1 protein-coding gene is annotated in these 10,751 nt (G+C 64.8%); it reads left to right on the top strand.

Annotated elements, in window-relative coordinates; translation table 11 throughout:
- Positions 1-760 precede the first annotated feature (760 nt).
- A partial coding sequence (locus RMCN_RS17725) for a non-ribosomal peptide synthetase (RefSeq protein WP_131808579.1) occupies positions 761-10,751 on the top strand: 9,991 nt, incomplete at its 3' end.

A 10,751-nucleotide genomic window follows, 5' to 3' on the forward strand; every position in this document is an offset into this window, starting at 1 on the left:
CAGCGCCAAATCGCCTAGCATTCACCACGACTCGTTGATCACTACGCGTACACCCACGCCGATCCGAAGTCCACCACGCCACGGGACTCTGTCATTCGAAATAGCGTCTGGCGTCAATTTAAGGCCGGGCTGGGGGCTCGCTCGATTGTGCGCCCCTCCGTTTTGCCATTCGGTGTTCGCTGGCGGTTATCGGGCACGAACCGCAATACATGTCGGAATGGATGGTTCCACCACAACCCGCGTCCCGGATTCAATAGGACTAAAAGTTTGCTAGCACCGTCCTTTGCGGTGCCTGAAGGCTTCCTGGGCGCAGCGTCAATCGCTGGAAACGCTTTGGTCGTCAAAGCTTCTACAGCGCGATGACCAGCACTAATCGGGTGAGCAATGCTCCGCCGCGAGATCGATGCCTTTGGCCTTGACGCACCCGCACGGAATCTTTGCCAAAACAGAACACTAACCCCCATTCGAATGAGTAGGGTTTTGGCTTGCCGGCGTCAATTCATGTCTTCGGCGGTATGGAGCACTGATGGAGATCGATCCGTTCGAATATGGCTACGCCGTAGCCCAGAACGGGTGTGACCAAGCACGACTATCCATACAGGCGGTGGCCGGGCCCCGCCGGTGTCTCAACTTGGGGCGGTTCGCTCCCGGAGAAGCGCGGTGCGGCCCCTCTGAATTGCATCCAGCAGCAGCGGCCGATGAACGGTCGCAGGTATTCGATCCGCTTTCCTGATCAATAACCCTCTCAGGCGGGAGTGGAATGGAACTTGATAATGAAACCTTTCCGCTTACGCGCGGGCAGCTGGACATCTGGCTCGCGGAGAAATCGGGCAGCTTCGGGCCGAAATGGCAACTCGGCGAGTTGGTGCTGATCGAGGGAAGGGTCAACCTCGGCCTGGTCAAGCCGGCCATCATCCAGGCGGTGCGCGAGGCGGAACCCCTTCGAGCCGTCTTTTTCGAGATCGACGGGGCGGTCTACCAAAGACCGATCGACTACCCCGACATCGAGCTCGCCCGCTACGACCTCATGGACTCGCAGAATCCGGCGCAGGACGCCCTTTTGGTGGCGTCGTCGATCCAACGGAAATTGATGCCCCTGGACGGTCCGCTGTTCAAATTCGCGTTGCTTCAGACCCGGGTCGACGAGTTCTATGTCTTCGCCTGCTGCCACCACATCGTGGTGGATGGCATCGGGCTGACACTCCTTTGTCATCGGATGGCGGAGATCTATTCGGCGATGGCTGCAGACCAACCCGTCCCGCCTGCCTACTTCGGATCGCTGCGCGACTTGATCGCCTGCGAAGCGGACTATGAATCGTCGCCGGACTACCTCGATGACTATGCCTATTGGACGAGGAACCTCCCGCAAGACAGCGAACCGGCGTATCGGCCGCCAGACGTGGAGACGGGCGGGCGCAGCGAGGAGTCGTCCGCGCCGATTCCACTGAACCCATCTGCTGTGGACGCGATCCAGGTGTTGTCCCAGAGCTTGGAAATCCGCCGTTCCTCGGTCGTCACAGCAGCGTGCGCGCTATTGGTCCGCGCCTTTGAGACGCACCGATCAGAAGTTGTGCTCGACTTCCCCGTCAGTAGGCGACTGCGTCCGGAAACCTTGTTGGTGGCCGGAATGGTCTCTGGCTTCGTGCCGCTTGTGTTGAGTGCCCCGCCGGGCAGGACCGTCGCGGAGTTCTGCGGCCACGTCCACACCAGGATGCGAGAAGCGCTGCAGCATCAACGTTTCCCGGTCCACTCCCTCGACTACCGCGCACGACTTCGAGGCTCTGGTCAGGCGTCGAATCGGGTGGTCGTCAACTACATACCCGCCAAGCACACCGCGCACCTGGTTGATGCGGAAGCCACGGGAACGCTGACTCACGCCGGGCCCGTCGAATTCGGGCTCGTGTTCTTCAAGGACGACGACCAGCTCTACCTGAACACCGTTGGCGGTGGACACTTCTTCGCTGGTTGTGATGTCCGCGACCTGGCGGCGCGGCTGGAGCGGATCCTGTCCACGATGGCTGCTGACCCAGAGCGGCCGCTGGCTTCGATCAGCGTGCTCGACGATCACGAGCAGACCCTCCTCGATGGACTCGGCAATCGCAGGGTGTTGTCGGATTCTCGCCCGGCGGTGACCATTCCGGAGTTGTTCCTCGATCAGGTGACGCGCGCACCGGAGGCAGTCGCCGTGAGCTCCGAGGGCCGATCGATGACGTACCTCGAGTTGGACGAGGCCTCGAATCGGTTGGCGCAGTCCTTGGTGGAACTGGGCGCGGGTCCGGGCCGGTGTGTGGCGTTGTTGTTACCGCGCTCAGCCGACGCGGTCGTGGCCATGTTGGCGGTACTCAAGACGGGAGCGGCGTATCTGCCGATCGACCCGGTCTTACCGGAGGATCGAATCGACTTCATGGTCACCGACGCCGCACCTGTCGCCACGATCACCACCGCGGAGCTGGCCGCCCGGCTCGACCAACCGACCACGGTGGTCATCGATCTCGACGATTCCGCGACCGACCTTCGAACTTCTGCCGCATTGGCGATGCCGCGCGGTGACGACCTCGCTTACCTGATCTATACCTCGGGCACCACGGGTGTGCCCAAGGCCGTGGGGATTACGCATGACAACGTGACGCAACTGTTGGCGTCGCAAGAGCTGGGCTTCGGACCGGTGCGGGTTTGGGCGCACAGTCATTCGTTGGCTTTCGATGTGTCGGTGTGGGAGATCTTCGGCGCGCTGCTGCGCGGTGGTCGGGTGGTGGTGGTCACCGAGGACGTGGTGGGTTCGGCCGAGGATTTTCATGCGTTGCTGACGGATGAGCGCGTCGACGTACTGACCCAAACCCCCTCGGCGGTGGCGGTGTTGCCGTCCTCCCGGCTGCAGTCGGTGGCGTTGGTGGTGGTGGGCGAGGCGTGTCCTGCTGAGGTGGTGGACCGATGGGCGCCGGGGCGGGTGATGGTCAATGCCTACGGGCCGACCGAGACGACGATGTGTGTGGCGATCAGTGCGCCGTTGACGGCGGGCTCGGGTGTGCCGCCGATCGGTGTGCCGGTGGGTGGGGCTGCCCTGTTTGTCCTCGACGGCTGGCTGCGGCAAGTGCCGGTGGGTGTCGTGGGGGAGTTGTATGTCGCTGGTGCGGGGGTGGGAGCGGGCTATGTGGGCCGCCCGGGGTTGACGGCAGCACGGTTTGTGGCGTGCCCGTTCGGATCACCGGGGACGCGGATGTATCGCACGGGCGATGTGGTGCGGTGGCGGGCCGACGGGCAGCTCGACTACCTGGGCCGGGTCGATGAGCAGGTCAAGATCCGCGGCTACCGCATCGAACTCGGCGAGATTCACTCCGTGCTCGCACAACTGGACGGCGTGGGACAGGCGGCGGTGATCGCCCGTGAGGACCGCCCCGGCGAGAAGCGGCTGGTCGGCTACATCACCGGCACAGCCGAGCCGTCTGCAGTGCGTGCGCAGCTGGCCGAGCGGCTACCTTCCTATATGGTGCCGGCGGCGATCGTCGTGATCGAAGCGCTGCCGTTGACACCCAACGGCAAACTCGACGCCCACGCCCTACCCCCACCCGAATCCCAGGGTGGTGATGGTTATCGACCCCCCGCCAACGCCGTCGAGGAGATCCTGGCCGGGATCTACGCCGAGGTGCTGGGCCTGGAACGTGTCGGAGTGGATGACTCCTTCTTCGATCTGGGTGGCGATTCGTTGCTGGCGATGCGCCTGTCGGCCACCGTCAATTCCGCTCTGTGCGCCGATCTTTCGGTGCCCACCGTGTTCGAGGCGCCCACGGTCGCCCAGCTGGCGCTCCGGGTCGGCGTGGGATCACGCGGGCTTCAGCCCCTGGCTCCGATGAAGCGACCGGCGGTGGTGCCGCTGTCCTACGCCCAGCAGCGGTTGTGGTTCGTCGACCAGTTGCAGGGTCCCTCAGCGGTGTACAACATGGCGGCCGCGTTGCGGTTGAGCGGCGACCTGGATCGTGAGGCGTTCGGCGCCGCACTGGCCGATGTGGTGGCCCGCCACGAAAGCCTGCGCACGCTACTTCCCGCCACCGACGGATCGCCCCGGCAGCTGGTGCTGCCGCCCGAACGGGCCGACTTCGGGTGGGAGGTCGTCGATGCCGTCGGGTGGTCGCCGCCGCGCCTCGACGAGGCCCTCAGCACGCTGGCGCAGCAGGGCTTCGACCTGACATCCGAGATCCCATTGCGGGCCAAGCTTTTCCGAGTTGATGACCATGAGCATGTGCTGGTGGCCGTCGCACACCACATCGCCGCCGACGGTCTGTCGATACTGCCGTTGATCAGAGATCTCACCGTCGCTTACACCAGCCGATCGGCTGGACTGAGCCCCGATTGGGAACCGCTGCCGGTGCAGTACGTCGATTACACGCTGTGGCAGCGCCAACTCCTGGGCGATCTCGACGATGACCAGAGCCCCATCTGCGCGCAGCTGGCCTACTGGGAGCGGACGCTGGCCGGCCTCCCCGAGCACCTGCCACTGCCCACCGACCGTCCCTATCCGCCGGTGGCCGATCAGCGTGGCGCGAGCTTGGTGGTGGATTGGTCAGCCGAGTTGCAGCAGACCGTCGGACGAGTGGCGCGCGAGCACAACGTGACCAGCTTCATGCTGTTGCAGGCCGCGCTGGCGGTGCTGCTCTCGAAGATCAGCGCCTGTCCCGAGGTGGCCGTCGGTTTCCCGATCGCCGGGCGGCGCGACCCCGCACTCGCGGAACTGGTCGGCTTCTTCGTCAACACGTTGGTGCTTCGCGTCGACCTGAGCGGTGATCCCGACGTAGCCGACCTGTTGGCTCAGGTGCGCCAGCGCAGCCTCGAGGCCTTCGAGAACCAAGACGTGCCTTTCGAAGTGCTCGTCGAGCGGCTCAACCCGTCCAGGTCGTTGGGGCATCATCCCTTGATCCAGGTGATGTTGGGGTGGCAGTTCGCCGGAGATACCGATCTGGCCTCCGGATTGGCGTTGGAAGGTCTTCACATCGCGTCGGTGCCGGTGGAGACCCGCACGGCGCGTATGGATCTGGCGATTTCGCTGGCGGAACGCTGGGACGACACGGGCGAACCCGCGGGAATCGGCGGCACGGTCGAGTTTCGCACCGACGTGTTCGATGCGGCGAGCATCGAGGAGCTGATCCGACGCTTTGAGCGCGTGTTGACGGCGATTTGCGCCGACCCGGCACAGCGAATCTCGTCGATCGACCTACTCGATGACGCCGAGCACTCCCGGCTGGATGGGTTCGGCAACCGCGCGATGTTGACCGAGCCCCCCACGCCGGTGTCCGTTCCGGCACGGTTCGCCGACCAGGTCGCCCGGTTCCCCGACGCGCCAGCAGTCACCTTCGAAGACCGGGCGATGACATACCGCGAGTTGAATCTGGCGGCCAACCGCTTGGCACACTTTCTGGCCGCACGTGGAGCAGGACCGGGACAGACTGTGGCACTGCTTTTTCCGCGCTCAGCAGAGGCGGTCGTCGCAATCCTGGCAGTCCTGAAGGTCGGGGCCGCGTACTTGCCCATCGATCCCGCCCTGCCGGCGTCGCGGATCGACTTCATGATCACAGATGCCGCCCCGATCGCCGCGGTCACCACGGCCGACCTCCGCGCACTGCTCGGCGGGTGCACCGTCGAGATCATCGACATCGCCGATCCACGCATTGCGGACCAAGCTGGTACCGATCTGCCCCATCCCGCGCCGGACGATCTGGCGCACATCATCTACACCTCGGGCACGACCGGTGCGCCCAAAGGAGTCACCGTCACCCACTACAACGTCGTCCAGCTGTTCGACTCTCTGGAAATCGGAGTGGAGCTGGCACCGGGGCAGGTGTGGACGCAATTCCATTCCTACGCCTTCGATTTCTCGGTATGGGAGATATGGGGCGCCTTGCTTTTCGGTGGCCGCTTGGTCGTGGTATCTGACTCGGTCGCGCGCTCCCCGCAAGACTTCCACGCGCTACTGATCAGACAACAGGTCACCGTGTTGACCCAGACTCCCTCCGCCGTGGGGATGCTGTCACCCGAAGGGTTGGGCTCGGCCGCACTCGTCATCGGTGCCGAGCCCTGCCCAGCCGAGCTGGTCGACCGGTGGGCGCCGGGTCGGGTGATGGTCAACGTCTACGGCCCGACGGAGACCACGATGTGGGCATCGAAGAGCGCGCCGTTGACACCCGGTTCAGGGGCGCCGCCGATCGGCTCCCCGACGGCGTGGGCGGCGTTCTTCGTACTCGACGGCTCACTACGACAGGTGCCGGCGGGCGTGGTGGGCGAGTTGTATATCGCCGGGCGCGGTGTCGGCGTGGGTTACGTGCGCAGACCAAAGCTGACCGCAGCGCGGTTCGTGGCGTGTCCATTTGGGTTGCCGGGATCTCGGATGTATCGCACCGGGGATGTGGTGCGGTGGCGTGCTGATGGGCAGCTTGATTATCTGGGTCGGGTTGATGAGCAGGTCAAGGTTCGTGGATATCGCATCGAACTCGGCGAGATCCAGTCCGCGCTGCTCGGGCTCGACGGGGTGGAGCAGGCGGCGGTGATCGCGCGTGAAGATCGTCCCGGTGATAAGCGTTTGGTGGGCTATGTCACCGAAACACCGGGCTGCACGGTCGATGTGGGTCGTGCGCGTAGCGCGCTGGCCGAGTGTCTGCCGGCGTATATGGTGCCCGCCGCAGTGGTGGTCATCGGCGCGCTACCAATCAACGTCAACGGCAAACTCGACACCCGTGCATTACCGGCACCCGAATACGCCGCAGCGGGATACCGCGCGCCCACTGATGCCGTTGAGGAGGTGTTGGCCGGGATCTATGCCGAGGTGTTGGGCCTGGATCGGGTGGGGGTGGATGATTCGTTCTTCGATCTGGGTGGGGACAGCATCTCGTCGATGCAGGTGGTGGCCCGGGCGCGCGCGGCGGGGTTGGTGTGTCGCCCGCGCGATATTTTCGTCGAGCAGACGGTGGCCCGGCTGGCCCGGGTTGTCGAGGTCGCCGACGACGGTCTCGCTCCGGTCGATGAGGGCACCGGGCCGGTGGCCGCCACCCCGATCATGCGATGGCTGACGAACCGGCAAGGCCCGATTGACGAGTTCAACCAGACGGTGGTGGTGCAGGCCCCCGATGGGGTCACCGAGTCCGATGTGGTTGTGCTGCTGCAGGCGCTGCTGGACCGACACGCCATGTTGCGGTTGCGCGCCGAGCGTGACGGTGACGGCGGGCGGTCATTCGTCGTTCCGGGCGCCGGGTCGGTGGATGTCTGTCTGACGTCGGTCGAGGCGTTGTCTGAGCAGGCGCTCCTGGCGGCGCGGTCACGATTGGATCTGGCCGCTGGCGTGATGGTGAGCGCCCTGTGGGTGACCTCGACGAAACAGTTGGTGTTGATCGTCCACCACCTGACCGTTGACGGGGTGTCGTGGCGAATACTCTTGGAAGACCTCAACATCGCCTGGGCCCAGCGCCGCAGCGGGCAGCCGATCACCCTGCCGGTGGTGGGGACCTCGTTTGCCCGCTGGTCGGCACTGTTGGCTGACCATGCTTATGCGCCTGCGGTCGTGGGTCAGGCCGAGGTTTGGAAACGGGTGGCTGAGGTTCCCGCGCTGTTGCCCGCGCCCCAGCCCGCTGATACTTATGCCGGTGCTGGGCAGTGGTCGGTGTCGTTGGACACCGAGACCACCGCGGTGTTGGTGGGGCAGGTGCCCGCGGCGTTCCGCACCGGGGTCCAAGACATTTTGTTGATCGCGTTGGCGATAGCGGTGGGTGAGTTTGTTGGTGCCGGTGGGCCGGTGGGTATCGATGTGGAGGGCCACGGCCGTGATGAGGGTATCGCTGCCGGGGTGGATCTGACCCGCACGGTGGGCTGGTTCACTGCTAAATACCCTGTTGCCCTGGATATCAGTCGATTGTCGTGGGCGCAGGTCACCGCCGGTGATGCGGGCCTGGGTGCGGTGGTCAAAGATGCTAAAGAACAGCTCCGCGCCCTGCCCGACCCACTGACCTACGGTCTGCTGCGCTATCTGAACTCCGATATCGAGCTACCCGAGCACGATCCCCCGATCGGATTCAACTACCTGGGCCGACTCACCACCACTGGGCGCGAGATTTCGGATGAGTTGTGGCGCATCGGACCCGACGGAGTGTCGCTGACCGGTGTTGCCGCAGCGGTCCCGATGCCGTTGGCCCACACCGTCGAACTCAATGCCGGCACTGTCGACACCGGCACCGGTCCACAACTACACGCCCACTGGACATGGGCACCCTCAACACTCGACCCCGAGCGGGTCAACCGACTGAGTCGGCTCTGGTTCGAGGCTTTGACCGGCATCTGCACCCATGTCCGCGCGGGGGGCGGCGGCCTCACCCCCTCCGACATCGCACCGGCCCGGTTGACCCAGCACCAAATCGACGAACTCACCGAGCGTTACGACGTCACCGACATCCTGCCGTTGACGCCTTTGCAGCAGGGGTTGCTCTTCCACACCAGCACCGCGAAGGCGAGTGAGGATGTCTATGCGGTCCAGCTGGTGATCACCCTGAGCGGCGCCCTCGACTCCTCTCGGCTACGCGAAGCGGTGAACACCGTCGTCAAGCGTCATCCGAACCTCGCGGCCCGCTTCCACATTCAGTTCGACGAGCCGGTCCAGACCATCCCGGCCGATCCCGCCGTTGGGTGGCGGTATATCGAACTCATCTCCGATGAGCAGATCGAGCGGGTACGGGCCGAAGAGCGAGCAGCGGTCTGTGATCTGTTCGGCCAGCTGATCTTTCGAGCCGCTCTGATCCGCACCGCACACGATCGGTACCGGTTCGTCCTCACCTTCCACCACATCGTGATGGACGGCTGGTCGCTGCCGATCCTCGTCGCGGAGATCTTCGCCAGCTACCACGGGCACCAGCTACCCACCCCCGCGCCGTACCGCAGCTTCATCTCCTGGCTCGCCGGACGCGACGAGGACACCGCTGCGAGCGCCTGGCGCGACGTATTCGTCGGCTTCGAAGAAGCGACGCTGGTGGGCCCCGCCGACCGGTCGAATGCCGGCCGTCGCGGTGTGGAGAGCTTCCGCCTGCCCGCTGAGATGTCCAGCGACATCGGCGAATTGGCACGCTCGCTTCATACCACTGTCAATATTGTGCTCCAGTCGGCGTGGGCTCAATTGCTGATGTGGCTGACCGGCCAGAACGACGTCGCCTTCGGCACCGTGGTTTCGGGGAGGCCAACCGAGCTGACCGGCGCGGAATCGATGGTCGGGCTGTTGATCAACACCGTGCCGGTGCGAGCGGCGATGACCCCTGCCACCACGACGGCCGACCTGATCACCGGGCTGCAGCGCGTCCACAACGCCACCCTGGATCACCAGCACATCGCGCTGAGCGAGATCCACCGCATCACCGGACATGATCAACTTTTCGACAGCATCTTCGTGTACGAGAACTATCCCGTCGACGCCGCTGCCTTGTCCGGCATGACCGAATTGATGATCACCGATGTGTGCGGTCATGAATCCACCCACTACCCGCTGACGATCGCGGTCCGGCCCGGCGCCGAACTGGAAATGCGCGTCGAGTTCGACACCGCTGCGTTCGAAGAGTTCAATATCCACGGGCTGATCGGGCGGTTGAGGCGGATCTTGGCCTCGATGACCGCGGACCCGGCACGGCGGCTGTCAGCCGTGGATCTGCTGGACGCTTCTGAACACAGCCGTCTCGACGACCTCGGCAACCGCGCCGCGCTGAGTCGGCCGGCGACCGGTGTGTCGATACCGGAGTTGTTCGCCGCGCAGGTGGCCCGGATGCCCAACGCGGTGGCCCTGAGTTACCAGGGCCGGTCGATGACCTACCTGGAATTGGATCTGGCGGCGAATCGGCTCGTGCAATCATTGATCGATCTCGGCGCAGGCCCCGGAAGCACTGTTGCGCTGTTCTTTTCACGCTGTCCGGAAGCGATCACCGCGATGCTGGCGGTGCTCAAGACGGGAGCGGCATATCTGCCGATCGACCCGGAACTGCCCGCCGAACGGATCGGATTCATCTTCGTCGATGCCGCGCCGGTGGCCGCGATCACCACAGCCGATCTGGCCGCCCGACTGGACCAACCAACCGTGCTGATCATCGATCGCGAGGATACCGCCGTCGACGACCAACCCGTCACCACAGTGCCGATGCGCGACCGCGACGACATCGCCTACGTGATCTACACCTCGGGGACCACCGGTGTGCCCAAGGGGGTGGCTATCACCCACCGCAACGTCACCGAGGTGCTTGCGCCGAAGAATGCGGATCCAGATGCGCCGACAAGAGTGTGGGCACAGTGCCATTCCCTGGCCTACGACGCCTCGGTCGAAGAGGTCTGGGGCGCACTGCTGGGCGGTGACCGGTTGGTGATCGTTCCCGAATCGGTGGCCGGCTCGGCCGACGAGTTACACGCGTTACTCACCGCCGAGCAGGTCACCTTCCTGAGCCAAACCCCTTCCGCAGCAGCGGTGTTGCCCCCCAGCGGGTTGCCGTCGATGACGCTGCTGGTCGCCGGTGAGGCGTGTCCGGCGGAGGTGGTGGATCGGTGGGCGCCGGGCCGGGTGATGGTCAACGCCTACGGTCCGACCGAGACGACTGTATGTGCCTGCCGGACGGGACCTTTGACGGCGGGCACGGGGGCGCCGCCGATCGGTATACCGATAGAGGGCGCGGCGGTGTTTGTGTTGGACGGTTGGTTGCGTTCGGTGCCGGTGGGTGTGGTGGGGGAGTTGTATGTGGCTGGTGTGGGGG

It is taken from the genome of Mycolicibacterium novocastrense (genome assembly GCF_001570485.1).
Lineage (GTDB): Bacteria > Actinomycetota > Actinomycetes > Mycobacteriales > Mycobacteriaceae > Mycobacterium > Mycobacterium novocastrense.